Annotated in this window: 20 protein-coding genes and 1 pseudogene; 9 read left to right on the plus strand and 12 right to left on the minus strand. The window is 73.9% G+C overall.

Features of this window, described 5'->3' with window-relative positions:
* Positions 1-3 precede the first annotated feature (3 nt).
* Positions 4-885, plus strand: a complete 882-nt coding sequence (gene gnd / locus ACZ7L0_RS01785) for a phosphogluconate dehydrogenase (NAD(+)-dependent, decarboxylating) (protein WP_471240962.1) — start codon at positions 4-6, stop codon at positions 883-885.
* 6 nt (positions 886-891) lie between these two features.
* The gene (locus ACZ7L0_RS01790; protein ID WP_471240395.1) at positions 892-1,485 is read left to right on the plus strand and encodes a histidine phosphatase family protein; all 594 of its coding nucleotides are present in this window, start codon (positions 892-894) and stop codon (positions 1,483-1,485) included.
* Positions 1,486-1,501: 16 nt separating this feature from the next.
* Here ACZ7L0_RS01790 and ACZ7L0_RS01795 read toward each other — a convergent pair whose 3' ends face one another.
* On the minus strand, positions 1,502-3,283 hold the full coding sequence (locus ACZ7L0_RS01795; protein WP_471240396.1) for a bifunctional sugar phosphate isomerase/epimerase/4-hydroxyphenylpyruvate dioxygenase family protein: 1,782 nt from the start codon (positions 3,281-3,283) through the stop codon (positions 1,502-1,504).
* Between the two features lie 38 nt (positions 3,284-3,321).
* A complete protein-coding gene (locus ACZ7L0_RS01800) occupies positions 3,322-4,203 on the minus strand; it encodes a shikimate dehydrogenase (RefSeq protein WP_471240397.1) in 882 nt (293 codons plus the stop codon).
* A 209-nt stretch (positions 4,204-4,412) separates the two neighbouring features.
* Between ACZ7L0_RS01800 and ACZ7L0_RS01805 the strand changes: the two genes are divergently transcribed.
* Positions 4,413-5,078, plus strand: coding sequence for a TetR/AcrR family transcriptional regulator (locus ACZ7L0_RS01805; protein WP_471240398.1), 666 nt, complete (start codon positions 4,413-4,415; stop codon positions 5,076-5,078).
* Positions 5,079-5,251: 173 nt separating this feature from the next.
* Positions 5,252-6,607: an MFS transporter gene (locus ACZ7L0_RS01810; protein ID WP_471240399.1), complete on the plus strand. Its 1,356-nt coding sequence runs from the start codon at positions 5,252-5,254 to the stop codon at positions 6,605-6,607.
* A gap of 67 nt (positions 6,608-6,674) precedes the next feature.
* Here the strand turns inward: ACZ7L0_RS01810 and ACZ7L0_RS01815 are convergent, their stop codons facing one another.
* Complete coding sequence (locus tag ACZ7L0_RS01815; RefSeq protein WP_471240400.1) at positions 6,675-7,268, minus strand: TetR/AcrR family transcriptional regulator; 594 nt, start codon at positions 7,266-7,268, stop codon at positions 6,675-6,677.
* 117 nt (positions 7,269-7,385) lie between these two features.
* Between ACZ7L0_RS01815 and ACZ7L0_RS01820 the strand changes: the two genes are divergently transcribed.
* Positions 7,386-8,261, plus strand: a complete 876-nt coding sequence (locus ACZ7L0_RS01820; protein WP_471240401.1) for an NAD(P)-dependent oxidoreductase — start codon at positions 7,386-7,388, stop codon at positions 8,259-8,261.
* A gap of 27 nt (positions 8,262-8,288) precedes the next feature.
* Here ACZ7L0_RS01820 and ACZ7L0_RS01825 read toward each other — a convergent pair whose 3' ends face one another.
* The gene (locus tag ACZ7L0_RS01825) at positions 8,289-8,726 is read right to left on the minus strand and encodes a PPOX class F420-dependent oxidoreductase (protein WP_471240402.1); all 438 of its coding nucleotides are present in this window, start codon (positions 8,724-8,726) and stop codon (positions 8,289-8,291) included.
* A gap of 76 nt (positions 8,727-8,802) precedes the next feature.
* Here ACZ7L0_RS01825 and ACZ7L0_RS01830 point away from each other — a divergent pair, with 76 nt between their 5' ends.
* The 3 genes from ACZ7L0_RS01830 to ACZ7L0_RS01840 all read left to right on the plus strand — a co-directional run bounded on the left by ACZ7L0_RS01830 (position 8,803) and on the right by ACZ7L0_RS01840 (position 12,052).
* Positions 8,803-9,390, plus strand: a complete 588-nt coding sequence (locus ACZ7L0_RS01830; protein WP_471240403.1) for a TetR/AcrR family transcriptional regulator — start codon at positions 8,803-8,805, stop codon at positions 9,388-9,390.
* Positions 9,387-10,763, plus strand: a complete 1,377-nt coding sequence (locus ACZ7L0_RS01835; protein WP_471240404.1) for an MFS transporter — start codon at positions 9,387-9,389, stop codon at positions 10,761-10,763. Before ACZ7L0_RS01830 ends, ACZ7L0_RS01835 begins: the two co-directional genes overlap by 4 nt.
* A gap of 65 nt (positions 10,764-10,828) precedes the next feature.
* Positions 10,829-12,052, plus strand: a complete 1,224-nt coding sequence (locus ACZ7L0_RS01840; RefSeq protein ID WP_471240405.1) for a serine hydrolase domain-containing protein — start codon at positions 10,829-10,831, stop codon at positions 12,050-12,052.
* Between the two features lie 13 nt (positions 12,053-12,065).
* Here ACZ7L0_RS01840 and ACZ7L0_RS01845 read toward each other — a convergent pair whose 3' ends face one another.
* From ACZ7L0_RS01845 to ribA, 4 genes are all read right to left on the minus strand, one after another.
* Entirely contained in the window at positions 12,066-13,220 is a 1,155-nt protein-coding gene (locus ACZ7L0_RS01845; protein ID WP_471240406.1) for a saccharopine dehydrogenase family protein, read from the minus strand.
* Complete coding sequence (locus ACZ7L0_RS01850; protein WP_471240407.1) at positions 13,213-14,277, minus strand: saccharopine dehydrogenase; 1,065 nt, start codon at positions 14,275-14,277, stop codon at positions 13,213-13,215. The genes ACZ7L0_RS01845 and ACZ7L0_RS01850 overlap by 8 nt, the downstream gene beginning before the upstream one ends.
* Positions 14,274-15,413 carry an NAD(P)/FAD-dependent oxidoreductase gene (locus ACZ7L0_RS01855; protein WP_471240963.1) on the minus strand — a complete coding sequence of 380 codons (1,140 nt, stop codon included), beginning with the start codon at positions 15,411-15,413 and terminating at the stop codon, positions 14,274-14,276. The genes ACZ7L0_RS01850 and ACZ7L0_RS01855 overlap by 4 nt, the downstream gene beginning before the upstream one ends.
* Positions 15,414-15,513: 100 nt before the next feature.
* A complete protein-coding gene (gene ribA, locus ACZ7L0_RS01860) occupies positions 15,514-16,173 on the minus strand; it encodes a GTP cyclohydrolase II (RefSeq protein WP_471240408.1) in 660 nt (219 codons plus the stop codon).
* A gap of 39 nt (positions 16,174-16,212) precedes the next feature.
* On the opposite strand from ribA, the gene ACZ7L0_RS01865 reads away from it, so the two are divergent.
* A complete protein-coding gene (locus ACZ7L0_RS01865) occupies positions 16,213-16,992 on the plus strand; it encodes a creatininase family protein (RefSeq protein ID WP_471240409.1) in 780 nt (259 codons plus the stop codon).
* A gap of 59 nt (positions 16,993-17,051) precedes the next feature.
* Here ACZ7L0_RS01865 and ACZ7L0_RS01870 read toward each other — a convergent pair.
* The 4 genes and pseudogenes from ACZ7L0_RS01870 to ACZ7L0_RS01885 all read right to left on the minus strand — a co-directional run.
* Positions 17,052-18,260 (minus strand): annotated as a pseudogene (locus ACZ7L0_RS01870) (lysylphosphatidylglycerol synthase transmembrane domain-containing protein); the annotation flags it as partial.
* Positions 18,261-18,403: 143 nt separating this feature from the next.
* Positions 18,404-19,453, minus strand: a complete 1,050-nt coding sequence (locus ACZ7L0_RS01875; RefSeq protein WP_471240410.1) for a methyltransferase domain-containing protein — start codon at positions 19,451-19,453, stop codon at positions 18,404-18,406.
* Complete coding sequence (locus tag ACZ7L0_RS01880) at positions 19,450-20,649, minus strand: glycosyltransferase family 4 protein (RefSeq protein ID WP_471240411.1); 1,200 nt, start codon at positions 20,647-20,649, stop codon at positions 19,450-19,452. Before ACZ7L0_RS01880 ends, ACZ7L0_RS01875 begins: the two co-directional genes overlap by 4 nt.
* Positions 20,646-21,044 (minus strand): 6-pyruvoyl trahydropterin synthase family protein, encoded by a 399-nt coding sequence (locus ACZ7L0_RS01885; protein ID WP_471240412.1) that lies wholly within the window; start codon positions 21,042-21,044, stop codon positions 20,646-20,648. Before ACZ7L0_RS01885 ends, ACZ7L0_RS01880 begins: the two co-directional genes overlap by 4 nt.
* Positions 21,045-21,230: the final 186 nt, after the last annotated feature.

Raw genomic sequence — 21,230 nt, forward strand, 5'->3', positions numbered from 1 at the left:
GCCATGCAGTTGGGTCTCATCGGCCTCGGCAAGATGGGCGGCAACATGCGCGAGCGGATCCGCCGCGCGGGCCACACCGTCGTCGGCTACGACCGCAACCCCGAACTCTCCGACGTCAAGAACCTCGCCGAACTGGTCGAGAAGCTCGACGCCCCGCGCACCGTGTGGGTGATGGTCCCGGCCGGCACCGCCACCCAGTCCGTCATCGACGAGCTCGGGGACCTGCTGTCCGAGGGCGACACGGTCGTCGACGGCGGAAACTCCCGCTGGAGCGACGACGAGAAGCACGCCGCGGAACTCGGCGTCAAGGGCATCGGCTTCGTCGACGCGGGTGTCTCCGGCGGCGTGTGGGGCCTGCAGAACGGCTACGCCCTGATGGTCGGCGGCGACAAGCAGCACGTGGAGCGGCTGAAGCCGATCTTCGAGGCGCTCAAGCCGGAGGGCCCGTACGGCTACGTCCACGCGGGCAGGGTCGGCGCCGGGCACTTCTCCAAGATGGTCCACAACGGCATCGAGTACGCCATGATGCAGGCCTACGCCGAGGGCTGGGAGCTCCTGGAGAAGGTCCGGTCGGTGGACAACGTCCGCGAGGTGTTCCGCTCCTGGCAGGAGGGCACCGTCATCCGCTCCTGGCTGCTCGACCTCGCCGTCAACGCCCTCGACGAGGACGAGCACCTGCACAAGCTGCGCGGCTACGCGGAGGACTCCGGCGAGGGCCGCTGGACCGTCGAGGCGGCCATCGACAACGCGGTGCCGCTCCCGGCGATCACCGCCTCCCTCTTCGCCCGGTTCGCCTCCCGCCAGGACGACTCCCCGCAGATGAAGATGATCGCGGCGCTGCGCAACCAGTTCGGCGGGCACGCCGTCGAGTCGGCGAAGGACTGACCGGCCGTGGGGGACCTCCTGCTGGTCCGCCACGGTGAGACGCAGTGGAGCGTGTCGGGACGGCACACCGGCTTCACCGACCTGCCCCTCACCCAGCGCGGTGAGGAACAGGCCAAGTCCCTCGCTCCGCTCCTCACCGGCCGGACCTTCGCCCTGACGCTCACCAGCCCGCTCGGCCGGGCGATACGCACCGCCGACCTCGCGGGCCTGACCGGGGCCGTACCCGACCCCGACCTGCACGAATGGGACTACGGCGGGTACGAGGGCGTCAGCACCGCCGACATCCACCGCACCCGCCCCGACTGGTACCTGTGGACGGACGGCGTGCCGCCCGGCCCCGAGGGACACCCCGGGGAGTCGGCCGCCGAAGTGGGCCGGCGCGCCGACCGGGTGCTGTCCCGCGTGGACACGGCCCTCGCCCGCGACGAGGGCGATGTGGTCCTCGTGGCCCACGGCCACTTCCTGCGGGTCCTGACCGCCCGCCGGCTGGGCCTGCCGCCCGCCGACGGCCGCCTCTTCCAGCTGGCCACCGGCACCCTCAGCCGTCTGTCGACGGAGCACGGGCGGCCGGTGATCGCGGAGTGGAACACCCAGCCCTGAACCGGCGCGGCACGCGCTAGCGCCGCGCGTGCTGCGCCGCCAGGCGTACGGGAGCGTTCTGGGCGCCGTACCCCCGGTGGCCGGGATCCCGCTGGACCAGTTCGAAGAAGACCCGGCCGACGGTGGCGGTGTAGCAGTGCCTGAAGGCGCCGCCCGCGTCCCGGTCGTAGAGGATGCCGAGGTCGCGGTACGTCTCCAACTGCCCGTCGGTGAACTCGTACCGGGCGGCCAGGTCGTCGTAGTAGTTGGCGGGGATGGGCAGCAGACGGCCGCCGGCCGCGCGGAAGCGGCGGGCGGCCGTCACCACGTCGTCGGTGGCCAGGGCGATGTGCTGGGCGTGGGCGCCGTCGTCGGTGGGGGCGGCGCCGACGGTCAGGGCGATGCGGACGCCGCCGTCGGTGCTGGTGACGGCGCGGCTGCGCAGCAGGCCGTAGGGGTCGGCCACGTCCACGCTCTCCTGGGCGTCCAGGCCGAGGACGCCGCGGTGGAAGAGGGCCGCCTCGTCGAAGTGGTGCCAGGGCTGGGTGAGGGCGAGGTGGTCGACACGGGTGACCGAGCCGCCCGCGGGGGTGTGCGGCACGTCCGCGAAGTCGGCCCGCCAGTCGGGCAGAGGGGGACGGTTCGTGGCGCAGAAGAACAGTTCCGTGCCGTCGGGGGCGGCCACCGCCTCGATCGGGGCGTCCTCGGGGGCGCGCCGGCGGGGCAGGACCGGGGCCAGCAGCGCCTCGGCGCGCCGGGCGGCGCCCGCCGGGTTCGGTGACTCCAGCCCGACCGCCGTGAGGGCGGTGCCGTCCCGGCGCACGGCGGCTCCCGTGTTCACCAGGATCCGGGCCTTCCCCTGCTCCCACAGGTCCACCGGCTTGCCGCGGTGGCGGGCGGTACGGGCGAAGCCCAGCGCGCCCAGCACCGCGGTGACCGGTTCGGCGTCCGGGGTGAGGAGCTCGGCGAAGGCGACGCCCGTCGGCACCACCGGCGCGGGCGGCGCCGCCACCCCGGCCGCCTCCTGCAGCAGCAGCAGCGAGCGCCGCGCGTCCACGGCCGTCGGGCCCGCCTCGGCCTGCCGGAAGACGTCGTTGAAGACCTCCAGGGAGAGCGGGCCGTCGTAGCCGGTGCGCAGGACGTGCCCGAGGAGCCCGGCGACGTCGAAGCCGCCCTGTCCGGGGAAGCAGCGGTAGTGGCGGCTCCACTGCAGCACGTCCATGGCGAGCCGGGGGGCGTCCGCCAGCTGCAGGAAGAAGATCTTCTCGCCGGGGATGTCCTCGATGCCCTTGGGGTCGCTGCCGCGGGAGAGGATGTGGAAGCTGTCCAGGCAGGTGCCCAGGGCCGGGTGGCCGGCCGTCTCGACGATCCGCCAGGCGTGGTCGTAGGTGCTGACGTGGCGCCCCCAGGCGAGCGCCTCGTAGGCGACGCGGATGCCGAAGTCCTGTGCCAGACCTGCGAGTTCGCTCAGCTGTGCGGCCGCGAGACCGTCGTCGTCCGCGGCCAGCGGGGAGACGCTGGAGCACACCAGGACGGTGTCCGCGCCGAGCCTGCGCATCAGCTCGAACTTGTGCCGGGCGCGGCGCAGGTTGCGGGCGAACTCGTCGGCGGGGACGGCCTCGATGTCGCGCATCGGCTGGTAGAGGTCGATGCTCAGGCCGAGGTCGGCGCAGCGGGTGCGGATCTCCTCGGGGGTGAGGGGGCTGGCGAGCAGGTCGTTCTCGAAGATCTCGACGCCGTCGAAGCCCGCCCGGGAGGCGGCGGTGAGTTTCTCGGTGAGGGATCCGCTGAGGGAGACGGTGGCGATGGACGTACGCACCTCGGTTCCTCTCTTCCTGGCCGGCGGGCCGCGCCGGGCTAGTTGCGTGCCGCGACCGCGCCGTCGGCCAGCTCGGCGAAGTCGGTGAGCATCGCGGCGCTGTCGGGTTCCCGCCCGGTGAAGAGGCGGAACGCGTCCACCGCCTGGAAGACGGCCATGCCGCCGCCGTCGAGGGTGGCGCAGCCCGTCGCGCGGGCGGTGCGCAGCAGCTCGGTCTCCAGTGGGCGGTAGACGACCTCGGCGACCCACAGGCGCGGGTGCAGCAGGTCCGCCGGGAAGGGCAGGCCGGGGTGGGCGGCCATGCCGGTGGGGGTGGCGTGCACGATGCCGTCGGCCCGCTCCAGGAGCTCCGCCAGTGCGGCCGGGGCCGCGGGGGCCGCCCGGTCGGCGCCGAAGTGCCGGTTCAGGGAGGCGGCGAGGGCGGCGGCCCGTTCGGGCAGCGCGTCGACGACGGTGACCCGCCCGGCGCCCAGGGTGAGGGTGGCGTGCGCGACGGCCGCGCCCGCGCCGCCCGCGCCGAGTTGCACCACCCGCTCCAGGGGCGCGTCCGGCAGCCCGCGGGCGAAGGACGCGGCGAAGCCGGTGACGTCGGTGTTGTGGCCCGTCGCCCGGCCGTCGTCGCCGAAGACGACGGTGTTGACCGCGCCGAGCGCCTCGGCCTGCGGGGCGAGCGTATCGAGGTGCTCCAGGACGAGCTGTTTGCACGGGTGGGTGATGTTCAGCCCGTCGAAGCCCAGGTCTCGGGCGGCCCGTACCAGGTCGCCCACCGCCTCGGGGCGGACGCCGAGCGTGTCGATGTCGATGAGCCGGTAGACGTAGCGCAGCCCCTGCCGGCCGGCCTCCCGCTCGTGCAGGGCTGGGCTGAGCGAGGGCCCGATGCCCGCACCGACGAGCCCGACGAGATACGAGTCCCTGGCCACGCAGACCTCCTGAGCCACTGCCTAATGTACGAACCGGTACGTTAGCTATATCAGCCCGGCGAGCCCCGGGGAAGCCCCGGCGAGGACGGTGGCGAGCTCCCGGAAGACCCCCGGAACGCTCCCGGAGGCCTTCCGGGGAAGATCCCGTCGGCGGCCCGGAGCCCTGCTTCTACAATCACGGGCACTGGCCCTACGCCCGAAGGAACCCGATGACAGCCGTCGACGAACCGGCACGCGACACCGGGCGCATCCGTGACGCCGCCCGCACCAGGGCCGAGATCCTCGACGTGGCCACGCAGGAGTTCGCCCGGGCCGGGTACGACGGCGCCCGCGTCGACGAGATCGCCGCCCGCACCCGCACCACCAAGCGGATGATCTACTACTACTTCGGCGGCAAGGAGCAGCTCTTCACGGCCGTCCTGGAGCGGGCGTACGGCGTGATCCGCGAGGCCGAACAGCAGCTCGACGTCGAGCATCTCGACCCGGTCGCGGCCATCCGCCGCCTCGCCGAGCTCACCTTCGACCACCACGAGCGCCACCCCGACTTCATCCGCCTGGTCAGCATCGAGAACATCCACGGCGCCGAGCACATCGCCGCCTCCGAGGAACTCGGCAGGATGGGCTCGCCGGCCCTGGAGGTGATCCGCCGCATCCTGGCGGCGGGCCAGGCCTCCGGCCTGTTCACGGCCGACGTGGACGCGGTCGACCTGCACGCGATGATCAGCTCGTTCTGCTTCTTCCGGGTGGCCAACCGGCACACCTTCGGCGCCCTGTTCGGGCGGGACCTCGTCGACCCCGCGCAGCGCGAGCACTACCGCGCCATGCTCGGCGACATGGTGATCGCCTACCTGACGGCGGAGCGCGCGGCGGGCTGAGCGGGCCGCGCGCGACCTCTTGACAGCGGGGAAACACCGGCGCAACATCCCACCCACCGCCACTAACTATCCAGTGGGTTCATTAGCCGCGATCCGGCCGCATGCGCTTCCTCACGCGTTCCCCCGCTTTCCGCTCACTCCGCCTACGGTGGAGTCCCCCGAAGGAGCACGCCGTGTCCGTCCCCGCCGCGCCCCCGGACGCCGCCCCGCCCGGCCAGCCCAAGAAGGCCGCGACAGCCGCCTGGATCGGCAGCGCCCTGGAGTACTACGACTTCTTCATCTACGGCAGCGCCGCCGCGCTGATCTTCCCGAAGGTCTTCTTCGACGCCTCCGACCCGGCCACCGCGACCCTGCTGTCGCTGGCCACGTTCGGCGTCGCCTACGCCGCCCGCCCGGTCGGCGCGCTCTTCCTCGGCCATGTCGGCGACCGGCTGGGCCGCAAGAAGATCATGGTGTTCACGCTGATCCTGATGGGCCTGTCGACGTTCCTCATCGGCTGTCTGCCCACCCGCGCCCAGGTGGGCTCCCTCGCGCCCGTGCTGCTGGTGCTGTGCCGGGTGCTGCAGGGCATCTCGGCGGCCGGCGAGCAGGCCAGCGCCAGTTCCATGAGCCTGGAACACTCGCCGGAACACCGGCGCGGGTTCTTCACCAGCTTCACCCTGAGCGGCACCCAGGGCGGTCAGCTGATCGCCACCCTCGTCTTCCTCCTTGTCGCCCAGCTGCCCGAGGACCAGTTGCTGTCCTGGGGCTGGCGGGTGCCGTTCTGGCTGAGCGTGGCGGTCGCCGTCGTCGGCTACGTCATCCGGCGCAAGCTGCAGGAGACCCCGGCCTTCGCCCGGGAGGCGGCGAGCGCGGGCGTCGTCCGGCTGCCGCTGCTGGTGCTGGTGCGCGAGCACTGGCGGGACGTGCTGCGGGTGATCGCGGGCGCCCTCATCGCCTCGGTGAGCACGATCTTCACGGTGTGGTCCCTGGCCTACGCCACCAGCGACTCCGTCGGCATGTCCCGGTCCTCGATGCTGTGGGTGGGGGCCCTCGCCAACCTGGTCGCCCTGGCGGCGATCCCGCTGTGGGCGACGCTGTCGGACCGGATCGGCCGCCGCCCGGTGTACCTGGCCGGCGCGGCCGGCAGCGCGGTGACGATGTTCCTGTACCTGTGGGCGATCTCGACCGGCAACTACCCGCTCACCCTGCTGACGGGCGTCCTCGCCTTCGGCGTGGTCTACAGCGCCGCGAACGGCGTGTGGCCCTCCTTCTACGGCGAGATGTTCTCCACCCGGGTCCGCCTGTCCGGCTTGGCGATCGGTACGCAGACCGGCTTCGCAGTCGCCGGGTTCGCGGTCACCTTCGCCGCGCAGGTCGCCGGTCCCGGCGGCGACGACTGGTCGGCGGTGGCCCTGTTCACGGCGGCCCTGTGCGTCCCGCCGGTCGTCGCCGCCCTCTCGGCCCGGGAGACCCACCGGGTCCCGACCGAGGAGCTGGGCGAGCGGGCGGGGCGGGAGGCCTCACGCGCGGAGAAGGTGTCGGCCTGACGCCGGGCCGCGGACCCACGGATTCACGGACGGACGGGCGGCCCGGTGCGGGCCGCCCGTCGGCCTCTCATGACGGGCGTACGGCGGAGTCGAGGAGCGGACCGAGTTCCTGGACCACGGCTGTCAGGGGCCGTACGTCCTGTTCGGCGCGGGCCAGCAGGATGGCACCCTCCAGGGCGCTGATCATGAGGGTGGCCAGCGCGTCGGACCGGGCGGCGGGCACGCCCAGGTCCATGAGGGCGCCGGCCAGCGGGCGCCGCCAGGAGGCGAAGGCGGCGGCGACCGCCTCGCGGGTGGAGCTCCCGGCGGAGGCGCAGTCCACGGTGGCCGCGGCCACCGGGCAGCCGGCGGCGAAGCCGGCCGTCTCGTACTCGTCGGTCCACTGCCGCGCCATCGCCGCGAACAGCCCGCTCGGCGTCGGCCGGTCCAGCCCGGCCAGGAAGCGCGCGATCCGCCCGCCCGCGTACCGGCCCGCCCAGTCGACGGCCTCGTTGACGAGCTGTTCCTTGCCGCCGGGGAAGTAGTGCTGCAGCGAGCCGCGCGGCGCCCCGGCGTGCGCGGCGACGTCCCGCATGCCGGTCGCGGTGACTCCGTCGCGCCGGATGAGCTGGGCCGCGCTGTACACCATCCGCTCGCGCGGCCCCCGCCGGGACTCCGCCATCGTCGACCTCCCGGCACCGTACGGCCATGTTTCCCGGGCACCACCCTATGACCGGCGTCATAACAGCCGCTACTATGACCGCTGTCATAGTCGCCCCTCGATCGGAGGGTGGTCTCCATGCGGGTCGGTTTCATCGGTCTCGGAGTGATGGGGCAGCCCATGGCGCTGCGGCTGGCGGCCTCGGGCACGCCGCTCGTGGTCTACAACCGCACGGCCGCCCGCGCGGAGCCGCTGCGCGCGGCCGGCGCGGAGGTGGCGGCCGACGCCGACGGCGTGTTCGGGCGGGCCGCGGTGGTGCTGCTGATGCTCGCCGACGACCTCGCGACCGACGCCGTCCTCGGCCGCGGTACCCCGGACTTCGCGGCGCGGGTCGCCGGCCGGACCGTCGTCCACATGGGCACCACCTCGCCCGAGTACTCACGCGGCCTGGAAGCCGCGGTCCGCGCGGCGGGCGGGCGGTACGTGGAGGCCCCGGTGTCCGGATCACGGGTCCCGGCGGAGCGGGGCGAGCTGGTGGCCATGCTGGCCGGTGAGGAGAGGGCCGTTCAGAGCGTACGGCCGCTGCTGTCGCCCCTGTGCCGGGAGACGTTCCTCTGCGGCCCGGCGCCCGCCGCCCTGCTGATGAAGCTGTCGGTGAACCTGTTCCTGATCACGCTGGTGACCGGGCTGACGGAGGCGTTCCACTTCGCCGAGCGGCAGGGTCTGGACCGGCGGCTCTTCCTGGACGTGCTGGACGCGGGGCCGATGGCCAGCGGCGTCTCCCGCATGAAGGCGCCGAAGCTGCACGCCCGTGACTTCGCGGTGCAGGCCGCGGCCCTGGACGTGCTGAAGAACAACCGGCTGATCGCCGAGGCCGCCCGCAAGGCCGGCCTGGCCTCCCCGCTCCTCGACGTCTGCCACGCCCTCTTCGAGGAGACGGTGGAGCGGGGGTACGGCGGTCAGGACATGGTGGCGGTTCTGCGGGCGATCGAGGCGCGGACCGACGGCGCGTAGACCGTATGCGATCCCCGCCCGAGACGCCTACGCCTTCGGAATACCGTATGCACGCTCCACGCGCAGCCGCAGCACCAGCCTCTGGTCGCGGACCATGGCCGCCCGGTAGTCGTCCCAGTCGGGGTGCTCGCCCCGGACGTCGCGGTAGAGGCGGATGAGCTCCTCGACCGTCTCGTCATGCGGGTCCCGGGCGACGGGCGAGAGGTCGGCGGTGCCCTCGGCGACCGTGTACGCCCACCGGTCGGCGGTGGTGACGTGGTACGAGGCGCTGGGATCCCGGCGCAGGTTGCGGGTCTTGGCGCGGTCGTCGGTGAGCGAGACGCGGATGATCCGCTCGTCGGGGTAGTAGGCGTGGTTGACGTTCGACAGCTGGGGCCGGCCGTCGCGTTTGAGGGTGACCAGCACCCCGTCGTGGCCCTCGGAGAGCAGCTTCAGCAGTGCGTCCTGCGTCGCGTCCTGAGTCATGTCTGGATCAACTGGCCCGGGGCGCTTCCGCATTCCCGAGTAGACAGTGTCTACGCGCGGCTGGTAGACACTGTCTATGCCCTTGAGTGAATCCGGGGCGGGCCTGCGGACCCGCCTGGTAGACGTAGGTGTGGAACTGGTGGCCGCCGAGGGCGCCGGAGCGCTGACCCTGCGGGAGATCGCCCGCCGGGCCGGGGTCTCCCACGGAGCCCCGCGCCGGTACTTCCCGACCCACCTGGAACTGCTGTCCGCCATCGCGCGCCGCGGCTTCAGCGACCTGGCCGACCGGGCGCGGGCGGCGCTCGCGAACGCCCCGGCGGACCCGCGTGCGCGGCTGACGCTGCTGGGCCGGGTCTACCTGGAGTTCGCGCTGGACAACCGCGGCATGTACGAGCTGATGTTCCGTCACGATCTGCTGGCCAGCGGTCACTTGGGGCTCCGGGAGACGAGCCTGCCGCTGTTCGGCCTGCTGGCGGAACTCGTCGGCCAGGTGCGTCCGGACGCCGACGCCCGCCTGGTCGCGGGCGCCCTGTGGGCGAACCTGCACGGCATCGCCCAGCTGTGGGCCTGGGGCAGCCTCCAACTCGCCACCGGAGGCGACCACTTCCTGCCCCTGCTGCGGCTGGCGCTGGACGCCCACCTCGGTCCCGAGGACGCGCGGTGAACCGTCCGCTGACGCTGGCGAGCAGCGTGGCGGGCGCCGTGGTCGTCGCCCTGGACGGCACGGTCCTCACGGTCGCCCAGCCCACCCTGCAACGGGAGTTGCACGCGTCGTTCGCGCAGGTGCAGTGGACCAGTACGGCCTATCTCATCGCGGTGGCCGGCCTGCTGGTGTTCGCCGGGCGGCTGGGCGACCGGTACGGCCAGCGGCGGATGTTCGCCTGCGGAATGCTCGGCTTCGGGGCGACCTCGGCGGGCATCGGCCTGGCGCCCAACGTCGGCTGGGTGATCGCGCTGCGGGCGGCGCAGGGCGTGTGCGGCGCGCTGTTGCAGCCGGCCACGCTGGGGATGCTGCGCACCACGTTCCCGCCGGACCGGCTGGCGATGCCGCTCGCGGTGCGCACCGCCGCGATCGGCCTGGCGGCCGCCGCCGGGCCGGTCGTGGGCGGGGCGCTGGTGACGGGGCTGGGCTGGCGGGCCGTGTTCTTCCTCAACGTGCTGCCCGCCTGCGGGTTCGGCGTGCTCGCGCTCGCCGCGCGCGACACCGGGCGGGCCCGGCCGGCCGGGCCCCGGCTGGACCTGCCCGGCGCGCTGCTCCTCGCGGTGACGCTCGGCTGCCTGGTCCACGCCCTGGTCGCCCGGCCGGTGTCCGCGCGGACGGTGGCCGTGGCGGCCCTGGCCGCGCTCGCCGGCGCCGCCTTCGTCCGGCACGAGCGGCGGGCCGTGAGCCCGCTGCTGCCGCCCGAGGTGGTCGGCTCGAAGGCGGCGGGGGCGGCGCTGGGCATCCTGGTGGCCGCGTCGGCTTCGCTGTTCGGCACGCTGTTCACCGTCACCTACGTCCTCCAGGGCGAGCTGGGCCTCGACCCGTTCGACAGCGCCCTGCGCAGCCTGCCGCTGGCGGTGCTGATGGTGCTGTCCGCCCCCGGGTGCGCGGTGCTGCTGCGCCGGGTGGGCGCCCGCCGTACGACCGGGGCCGCGATGGCGGTCCTCGCGGCCGGCGTCCTGGTGCTGTCCCGGGCGTCGGGCACGTTCGCGCTGGGCGCCGGGTTCGCGCTGCTGGGCGCCGGGTTCGGCACGGTGATGGTGGCGGCCACGCACGTCGTCGTACGGCGGGCGGAAGCCGGCTCGGCCGGGGTGGCGGGCGGGCTGCAGCAGACCGCGCTGAACGTCGGGCCGACCCTGGGCGTGGCGGCGGCGACCTCGCTGGTGGGCGCGGGGACCGTACCCACGCTGTCGGTTCTGGCGGCCGTGGCCGCGGCCGGCGCGGTGGCGTCCCGGGCGCTGCCCGGACGCCGCGTCGTGTCGATCACACCCGGCGCGGATGCGCGGGAGCCCGCCGGGCTTCCTGCGACGATGAGGTCCGACGACGTCCGGTGAGGTCTGAGGTCGTCCCCGCGGGGTATGACGGACCGCACCGGGTCGGACACGGCCTAAGGAGAGCGATGGCACAGTTGCGGCAGGAAGTCGACCCGGGCGAGGCCGGGCTGGACGCGAAGGCGCTGGACCGCCTCGACCAGTCCGTCGCCCACTACGTCGACGAAGGGCGTCTGCCCGGCTTCCTGGTGGCTCTCTCGCGCGGCGGCCGAGTCGCCCACCTCACCGTGCACGGGCACCGCGACCGGGCGGCGGGTCTGCCGGTCGAGCCGGACACCCTGTGGCGGATCTACTCCATGACCAAGCCGGTCACCGCGGTCGCCGTGCTGCTGCTGGCCGAGCAGGGCGCGCTGTCGCTGGACGATCCGCTGGAGCGCCACCTCCCGGCCTTCGCGAACCCCCGGGTGTACGTGAGCGGTTCCGGCGCCGAGGTGCAGACCCGCCCCGCCGACGGCCCGATCCTCCTGCGCCACCTGCTGACCCACACCGCGGGCCTCACCTTCGGCTTCTACTACTCCCACCCCGTCGACGCCCTCTACCGCGAGGCCGGTCTGGAATCGTCGGTGCCGCCGGGCGCGGACCTGGCCGAGACGATGGAGGTGTACGCGCGCCTGCCGCTGCAGTTCGAGCCGGGCACGCGGTGGAACTACTCGGTCGCCTCCAATGTGCTCGGCCGGGTGATCGAGGTGGTCTCCGGGCAGCCGCTCGACCGGTTCCTCGCCGACCGCGTCTTTCGTCCGCTCGGGATGACGGACGCGGGCTTCGAGGTCACGCCCGGACAGTCCGGCCGGCTCGCCGAGTTGTACGGCGAGACCGACTCCGGCGGTATCGAGCCGATCCCCGGGCTCCCGGTGCACGGCCGTCCCCGTTTCCTGTCCGGCAGCGGCGGCATGGTCGCCTCCGCCCACGACTACCACCGGTTCATGGAGATGCTCCGCCGGGGCGGCGAACTGGACGGCACCCGGCTGCTCTCCCCCGAGTCGGTGGCCCTGATGACCAGCAACCACCTCCCCGGCGGCGCCGACCTGCGCTCCTTCGGCACCCCGGCCCACCAGGAGCCCCACAACGCGGGCGTCGGCTTCGGCTTCAACGTCTCCGTGGTCACCGACCCCGCCCGGACCGTGGCCCCCGTGGGGCTGGGCACCTACGGCTGGAGCGGCGTGGCCACCACCACGTTCTGGATCGACCCGGGCCGCGATCTGACCGTGCAGTTCATGACGCAGGTGCGCCCGAAGACGCTGAAGATCTTCCCGGAGCTGAAGCGCCTGGTGCACGAGGCGGTCGTCGACTGAACACGTTCCACGCCTAAGGGCCGAGCCGGACGCTGAAGTCCAGTCCCTCCGCGGCGAGTTCGGTGAGCCACTGCTCCGAGCGGGCCGGTGTCCCGGCCGCCCGGCTCAGGCCCGGCGGCAGGCCGCCGTCCAGGATGTGGCGGACACCGAGGGCCAGGGGCCGGGAGACGCAGCGGGCCATGGCGCTCTCCTCGGCGTCGCCCACCAGGTCCAGCAGGCAGCTGCCGGACCAGGTGCGGCCCGGGCCCGCGTCCACATCCAGGGAGACGGCGAGGACGACACGGTCGCGGTCGGCCTCCGTCGTCGGATACGTGGCCGCCAGCTCCCGGGCCAGCGCCGCGATCCTGGCGTCGTCGCCGCCCTTCAGTTCCTCGAACACGGACGCCCAGGCGTCCCGCCAGCCGGCCAAGCGCAGGGTGCCGCGGACGAATGTATGCGGTGTCCAGGCGGCCGGCAGGTCGTACTGCTCGACGAACGGGACGCTGTCGCGGTTGGGATACGCCTCGAAGGTCTCCCCGTCCACCGTGTGCGGCCGGGTCGCCTCCCAGGGGCGCTCGGCCGTGGTCTCGGCGCCGCCTTCGATGTAGCGGGCGGGTGAGCGCAGGGCGCCCAGCACTCCGGCGGGCGCCCAGCTGAAGCGGTAGCGGAAGTCGTTGGGGACGGCCGGGACGCCACCGCAGTACGAGGTGAGGCGGTACGTCGCCGGGGTGGCGTCGCCGATCGCCGCCCGCGCCCTGCCGATCAGGCTGTGCGCGAAGAGGTGGTCGATGCCGGGGTCCAGACCCGCCTCGGTGAGGACGGCGAGCCCCGCCTCCCGGGCCGCCGGGACCTGGTCCAGTACGGCCGGGGAGACATAGCTGGAGCAGGCGAAGTGGCCGCGCCGTCTGACGCACGCGGCCAGCAGACCGGCGTGCTCGGGCGCCGGGAGCATCGACACGACGACGTCGCCGGGCGCCAGTTCGGCCGCGAGCGCCGGGAGCGTGAACGCCCGCGGCTCGGCCCGCCCGGTCAGGCCCAGCCCGGCGAGGGCCCGGGCCGCGCGCTCCTCGGTGCGGTGCCACAGCCGTACCCGTGCGGCGGTGTCGCACAGCGCGGGCAGACCGCTGCCCGTGGACAGCCCCGCGCCGACCCAGTGGACCGTGCCGCTCGCGGTGAGCAGGTCAGGCATCGCGCGAGCCCCCTTCGGTGACGCCGAGTTCCCGGCGTGCCTCGTCGTACCGGTCGAGACAGCGCCGCCACGGGCCGGAGCCGGTGGTGAAGTCCAGCAGCTGGGGCAGCAGCGCGGCGGAGAAGTCGGTGCTGGACTCCCGGGGCAGCAGGGAGGGCAGGTTGTCGATGGCGATCAGGTCCAGCGGCGGTTCGCCCCGCAGCCGGCGCGCGGGATCCGTCCAGTCGGTGGTGCGGTCGTACACCGGCAGCACGTTCAGAGGCGAGCCGACGTCGCAGGTGACGTCGCACAGGGTGCGCAGACGGCGGCCCGGGGCGTCGAGGTCCTCCTCGCGCAGGAACGGCGGGACGGGGCTGATCGCGAGCACCGCGTTGACCAGCACGTCGTGCTCCAGCAGCGCGCGGCGGTCCAGGGCGCGGGTCTCGGCCAGGTCCCAGCAGACCGGCTCGGTGCCGGCGGCGGCGAAGGCGGCCCGCGCCCCGCGACCGCTGCGGCCCAGGGCGCCGATCACCAGCGCCGTGAACGCCTCGTCCCCGGCGGCCGGCCGCAGGACCTCGTCCAGCTCCTCCTTGGAGGTGGGCGTGAGCGGCGCGCCGAGCCTGCCCCGCTGCTGGAGCGCGGCCAGGGCCGCGCCGAGGTATCCGGCCCAGTATCCGAAGGCGGCCAGGCGGCGCCCGCCGTCGTCCACCAGGTACTCCAGGTCGAGCAGCGCCCCTCCCCCGGCCGTGAAGCGGCGCAGCAGGGCGGCGGCGCCGGGCTGCCGCTTGTAGGCGTGCCCGAAGAAGATATGACGGTGCGCCAGTTCGCCGGGCTGGTCGGGGAGTTCCTTCAGGCCCAGGATCACGGCGTCCCGGGGCGCCGACACCCACGACCCGGCGGGCGCGATACGGGCGCCCACCGCCTCGTACTCCCCGGCCGGGAAGATCCGTTGTGCGGACTCCTCGACGGTCAGTGCCACCCCGGCCTCGACGAGGCGCCGGGCGTCGGCGGGGACGACCGGCGTGCGGCGTTCCGTCGTACGGTCCTCGTGGCGCAGCCACAGATGGAGATCGGTCATACCAGGTTGGCCTCCGGGCGCGGGGCGTCGGCCGCGAAACGGCCGGCGCTCAGGGGACGGACGTCCAGGAAGGGTACGCGGCCCAGGTACAGGTCGCGGACGACCTCGCCGACGGCGGGTGCCTGGAGGAAGCCGTGTCCCGAGAAGCCGGTCGCATACAGAAAACGGGATACCGAAGGCGCTTCGCCGATCAGCGCGTTGTGGTCGGGGGTGTCCTCGTACAGGCCCGCCCAGCCGCCGGTGCGGCGCAGGTCGAGCAGGGCGGGGGCGCGCCGTTCCATGGCCTCGGTGAGCCGGGGGATCCAGCGGTCGTGGGTGTCGGTGGCGAAGCCGGGCGTCTCGTCGGGGTCGGACATGCCCAGAAGCAGGCCGGGGCCCTCGGCGTGGAAGTAGAGGCTGGTGGTGAAGTCGATCGTCATCGGCAGCGCGGGCGGCAGGCCGGGCACGGCTTCCGTGACGGCGATCTGGCGGCGCAGCGGCGTCACCGGCAGGTCCACGCCGGCCATCGCGCCGACCGCCCGCGACCAGGCACCCGCCGCGCAGATCACCGTGCCGGTGGCGATCGGGCCCAGGGTGGTCGTCACCGCCGTGATCCGCTCGCCGCGCAGTTCGATGCCGGTGACCTCGGTGTGGCGCAGGATCCGGACGCCGTGGGAGCGGGCGACGGAGGCGTAGCCGTGGACGACGGCCTCGGGCGTGCAGTGGCCGTCGTCCGGGGAGAAGGCGGCGGCCAGCAGACCGTCGGTGCTGATCAGCGGGGACAGGCGGCGCGCCTCCTGGGGGGTGATCAGGCGGCTGGGCACGCCGAGGGAGTTCTGCAGGCGCACGCTCTTCTCGAAGGAGGCCACCTGCTCGGGCGTCGACAGCAGGAAGAGATAGCCGACCCGGCGCAGTCCGATGTCGTGCCCCGTGTCCTGCTCGAACCGGGCGAAGGCCGCGAGGCTGCGGGCGCCCAGCCGGATGTTGAGTTCGTCGGAGAACTGGGCGCGCACCCCGCCCGCCGCCTTCGAGGTGGACCCGGCGGCCAGTTCGTCGCGCTCGACCAGTACGACGTCACGGACCCCCGCACGGGCCAGGTGGCAGGCGACGCTGGTGCCGGTCACCCCGCCGCCGACGATCACGACCGCGGCCCTCATGGTCACGTGGCGCCTCCCCGGCACTCGGGCGCCCCGGTCCCGGAGAGGAAGAGGCCGCCTCGGTCATGCCCTCTTCCTGTCCGGATCTCCGGGCCCGTATTCAGGACAGGTGCGCGACGGCGTCCAGATGGGGCAGGTGGTGGTCCAGCCGCTCCCGCTTCGTCCGCAGATAGGTGATGTTGTTCTCGCACGGCGCGATCAGCAGCGGAACCTGCTCGGCGACCTGGATGCCGTGCCGCAGCAACGCCTCGCGCTTGCGCGGGTTGTTGGACATCAGACGGACCGAGTTCACGCCGAGGTCGTGCAGTATCTCGGCTGCGACGCCGTAGTCGCGGGCGTCGACGGGCAGTCCGAGGGCGAGGTTCGCCTCCACGGTGTCCAGGCCCTCCGCCTGCAGGGCCATCGCGCGCAGCTTGGCGAGCAGGCCGATGCCGCGGCCCTCGTGCCCTCTGAGGTAGACGACGATGCCGCTGCCTTCGGCGACCACGGCGCGCAGCGCGGAGGCCAGTTGGTCGCCGCACTCGCAGTGCTGGGAGCCGAACGCGTCGCCGGTCAGGCACTCCGAGTGCAGCCGGGTGAGCACGCCCTCGGAGCCGATGTCGCCGTAGACGAGGGCCACTTGCTCGTCCCCGCGGTCGTGGTCCAGGTAACCGACCGCCTGGAACTTGCCGTACACCGTGGGCAGTGGCGCATTCACGACGCGTTCCACACCCGTGCGCTGCGGTGACTTCTTGCCGAGTACGCCGATTTTTTCTGTCATGATCTGATTCCTAAAGCAGAGACGAAAGGCCGTGAAGAAATGAGTGGTTCGGGTGCGCGTACGGCGGCCTGCGGACTGGTGCCGGCGGACACCTCCGAAGACGTACGGACCCGGGGGGCGGGCGTCTCAACACAGGTCGCCGTCCTTCCCGTCGGCAGCTTCGAGCAGCACGGCCCCTATCTTCCCCTGGCGACCGACACGCTGGTCGCCTGTGCCGTCGCCCGGGAGATCGCTGCGACGCACCCGGTGCACCTCCTTCCTCCGGTGACGATCTCCTGCTCGCACGAGCACGCGGCCTGGGCGGGGACCGTCAGCATCTCCTCGGTGACGCTCCACGCGGTGGTACGGGACATCGCGGCGTCGCTGCGCCGCTCGGGCGTCGACGTGCTCGTGGTGGTCAACGGGCACGGCGGCAACTACGTGCTGGGCAACGTGGTCCAGGAGGCCTCCGCGCGCGGTGAGCGGATGGCGCTGTTCCCGTCCGCGGAGGACTGGGAGGCGGCGCGGGAGCGGGCCGGGGTGCTCACCTCGCTGCTGACCGACATGCACGCCGGAGAAATCGAGACCTCCATTCTGCTGCACGCTCATCCCGAATTGGTCCGTCCTGGTTATGAGTCCGCCGATTTCGTCGCGGACGACCGCCGTCATCTGCTCACCGTGGGAATGTCCGCCTATACCGAATCGGGTGTCATCGGCCGTCCTTCCCTGGGCTCGGCCGAAAAGGGGAGGGTGCTGCTGGCGAGCCTCGCCGAATCCTTCGGCGCGTACGTGGAGTTGCTCACGTCACCGGAGAAGGATTCCGGGAGCGGGCGCGGGTAGCTTCCGCGCAGCCCGGTGTACCAGCGGGCGAGAAGGACGAGCGCGCCGGGCAGGGCGGCCACGAAACTGAGCACCCCGTACACCACGGCGACGGCCAGCCCGCTGCTCGCGCCCAGCCCGGCGGCGCCGAACGCCCAGGCGGTGACGCCCTCGCGGGGGCCGAAGCCGCCGACGTTCAACGGCAGGCCCATGGCGAGCAGGGCGAGGACCGCGAGCGGGAGCAGCAGCGGAACGGAGGCGCCGGAGCCGGCGACGCGGGCCGCCACGACGAACATCGCCAGGTGTCCGGCCAGGACGACAACGGAGGACAGCGTCACGCCCGGCCAGTCGCGGCCCGACAGCAGGGCCCGGCGGGCCTCGCCGAGGGTCTTGGTCAGGGCGCTGCCTCGGCGGGAGGGGGCGCGGTTCATCCGGACGGCGAGGACGACGGCGAGCGCGCCCGCCACGGCCAGCGCCGTCGGCGCGGCGAAGCTGCGGGCCTCGCCGCGGACCGGCGAGGGCAGGGTCAGCAGCACCACCGCGCCGACCACCGCGAGCGCCACCTGCCCGGCCACCCGCTCCAGTACGACCGCCCGTACGCCGCGCTTCATGTCCCCGGCGCTCCGCCCGTGCCGCACGGCCCGGTGCACGTCGCCGAGCACGCCGCCGGGCAGGGCCGCGTTCAGGAACAGCGCCCGGTAGTAGTCGGCCACGGCCGCCCCGAGCGGCAGCCGCATCCCGAGGCCCCGGGCGACCAGTTGCCACCGCCAGGCGCTGAACACGGTGGTGACGACCCCGATGCCCAGCGCCACGAGCAGTGTGGCCGTGTCGATCCGCCGCAGCCCGTCGAGGAACACGCCCGTACCCAGCCGCCACAGCAGGACGGCGAGGATGACGGCTCCGGCGACGGTGCCGAAGTGGGTCTTCACGGCGGGGGTGTTGAGGCGGGCGAGGAAGGCGCGCGGGCCGGTGCGGGGGACGGCGGCCTGGGGAGTGGGCGCGTCGGCACCGGGGGTGTGCGCGGGCGTTGCCGCTGCTTGGGGCGCGTGCGTCGCCTCGGCGTCCGGAACCTCGATGTCCAGAGCCTCGGTGTCCGGAACCTCGGTGCCCAGAGCCTCGGGGAACGTCGTCTCGGTGAGCGGCGAAGGGCCGTGCACGGTAACGGCCTTCACGGTGACCGCGTGCCCGGACACCGAGGAGGGCGTCCGCGGGGGCGCGCCCGCGCCCTTGCGCACGCGTGCGCGTGGCGTCGTGGTGGGCTTCACGCGCGCGTGCGTGGCGGCCCGCACCGTCCGGGGCTTCGTCGCGGCGCCGGACGCCTGCGCGGTCCTGGCGGCGCCCGGTCGCGTGGTCCGGGCGCTGGCCGCCAGCGTCGTCCTGGCGCTCACCGTCTGAGGGGCCCCGGCGCTCGCCCTCCGCGAGGTCCCCCCGCTCATGCCTGGCCGCCCGCCGACCGGGGCAGCGCCAGCAGGTCGCTGTGGTGGACGGTGACGCGCAGCTCGCCCGCGGCGCAGGCGGCCAGGCGGCCTTGGAGGTAACCCTCGGCGCGCTCGCGCAGGGCGGGGCGTTCCTCGACGGCCGCGCCGACCCAGCCGCGCAGCCACTGGGCGGTCAGTTCGGCGTCGTCGGGGCCCAGCCGCCAGGGGCTCGGATGGACCCGTACGCTCGCCCCGCGCTCGCCGAAGACCTCGCAGGCCACGGTGACCGCGTCGGGGCCGAGCAGTCCCTCGCGCCGCTGGTGGGCGTTGAACGCCTCGGCGATCTCGGCGTCCAGCGGGTCGGACGGGGTCAGGTCGACGCGTCCGACGACGGACAGGGTGAGCAGCGCCGGGCACCCGGTGCCCACGCAGGCGTCGGCGAGTGCCTCGACCTCCTCGCGGGTGAGGACGTCGAGCAGGGCGGAGGCGGTCACCAGGGAGGCGCCGGCCAGGGCGTCCGGGGTGAGCCGGGCGACGTCGGCGCGCCGGGTCTCCACGGTGACGCGGCTGCCGTCGGCGGCGGCCCGGGGGGAGGCGACGGCGGCGAAGTGCAGCAGGTAGGGGTCGCGGTCGTGCAGGACCCAGTGCTGGGCGCCGTCCAGGCGGGGGGCGAGCCAGCGGCCCATCGAGCCGGTGCCGCAGCCCAGGTCGTGGATGGCCAGCCCGCCGCATCGACCGGGCAGGTTGGCCAGCCGGATCCGCAGCGGGTCGAGCAGGTCGAGCGCCCGGGCCGTCCCGTCGGCCGCCTCGCGCAGCTGCAGCCACTCGGGCGCGTACCGGGGCGGCTCGTCGGGCCCGGTCTCCCTGAGCCGTACGGTGGCCCGCTCGCCCGGCCGGGCGACGGGGCCCGCGCCGGCGATCACGTCGGACGGGCCGTGCTCGCCGCGGGCGGCGGCCCCTTGCGTGTGCGTCATGGTCGTCGCCGCCTTCACTGCCGCGTCCGGCACGGCATGGGGGCCGGGCTGGGCGGGAATCCCGTCGGTCGTCGTGGTCGTACGGCTCATGCCGCCCTCCGGGGTTCGTCGGGGAGTCGCAGCAGGACTCCGGCCAGGCTGCGGGCGGTGGCCGCCCAGCCGTCGAGGGCCGCGCGGCGGCCACGCGCGGCGGCCTTCAGACGGCGGCGCACGTCGGCCTCGCCGAACCAGCCGCGCAGTTCGGCGGCGAGGGCGGCGGGGTCCTCCGGCGGTACGAGGATGCCGGGGACGCCGCCGTCGGGGGCGCGGCCGACCGCCTCGGGCAGGCCGCCGACGTCGGTGGCCAGTACCGGGATGCCGCGCGCGAGGGCCTCGGTGACCGCCATGCCGTAGGTCTCGGCGTAGGAGGTGAGGACCATCAGGTCGGCGGCGGCGTAGCTGGCGTCGAGGGCGGCGCCGGAGCGCGGGCCCGCCAGGTGCAGACGGTCCGTCAGACCGTGCCGCGCGATGAGGGTGCGCAGGTGGGCGACGTACTCGGGGTCCTGGTTCAGTCCGCCCACGCACTCGCAGGTCCACGGCAGGTCCCGGACCGCCGCCAGCGCCTCCACCAGCCGGTGCTGGCCCTTGCGAGGGGTCACCGCGGCCACGCACAGCAGCCGGGAGACGCCGTCGGTGCCGGGGGCGAGGGGGGCGATGTCGGCGCCGGGGGCGGCGACGTGCACCCGCTCGGGGGCGAGGCCGTGGTGGGAGACGAGGCGGCGCACCGCCCAGTCGCTGGTGGCGATCACGGCGGGCACCGCCCGCAGCACCGCCCGCTCACGGGCGTCGAGGTCCGCGGCGACGGACGGCTCGAGGCCTCTCTCGTCGCCGAGCGGCAGGTGGACCAGGACGGCCAGGCGCAGCCGTTCGGCCTCGGGGACGACGATCTCGGGGACACCGCAGGCGACCAGCCCGTCCAGCAGGACGACCGCGCCGTCGGGCAGGTCCCGCAGGGTGCGGGCGAGCGCGTCACGGGCGGCGGCAGCCGGGCGGGGCCAGCTTCCGTCCACGGGGTGCTTGGTGACCTGCCAGCCGAAGCCGGGCAGGTCCAGGCAGACCCGCCGGTCGTAGGCGTTGCCGCCGCTGGGGGCGGCCGGGTCGTCGATGCCGCCCGGCAGGACGAAGTGCACGGTGCGCAGGGACATGGGGATGATCCCGACGTGGTTCGGAGCCTCGCGCTGGGCAGGCACGTAGGTGAGGGGCGACGGGCCGTCGAGGGGCTTGCGTTCGATGGTCGTGTCGGTCACAGCGCACGCTCGTAACTCGCCCAGGCGACGTGCGACTCGTGCAGCGTGACCGTGAGGCCCGCGAGTCCCCGGGCGCCCTCGCCGAGGGCGCCCTTGTGGACGCGTTCGGCGAGCCGGTCGGCGATGACCTTGGCGAGGAACTCGGTGGAGGTGTTGATCCCGGCGAAGTCGGGCTCGTTGTCGAGGTTGCGGTAGTTCAGCTCGCTCACCACGGCGCCCAGTTCCTGGGTGGCCAGACCGATGTCGACGACGATGTTGTCGTCGTCCAGCTGCTCGCGCCGGAACGTGGCGTCCACCAGGAAGGTGGCGCCGTGCAGCCGCTGGGCGGGCCCGAACACCTCGCCGCGGAAGCTGTGGGCGATCATGATGTGATCGCGGACGGTGATGCTGAACAACGGACGACCCTCCAGGTGCGGCGCGTCTGGTTCCCCGGCGGTTTACTGCCGGGGGATGCCGTGTAGTACGGCTCTTCGCTTCCCCGTGTTCAGTCGCTCCTCACTCTTTTCTCAGGTCAGGCCTCACTCTTTTCTCAGGTCAGGCGCTCTTGCGGTGGCGGCCGGTGGCCTGGGACCGGACGGGCC

It is taken from the genome of Streptomyces sp. NPDC039424 (assembly GCF_055639495.1).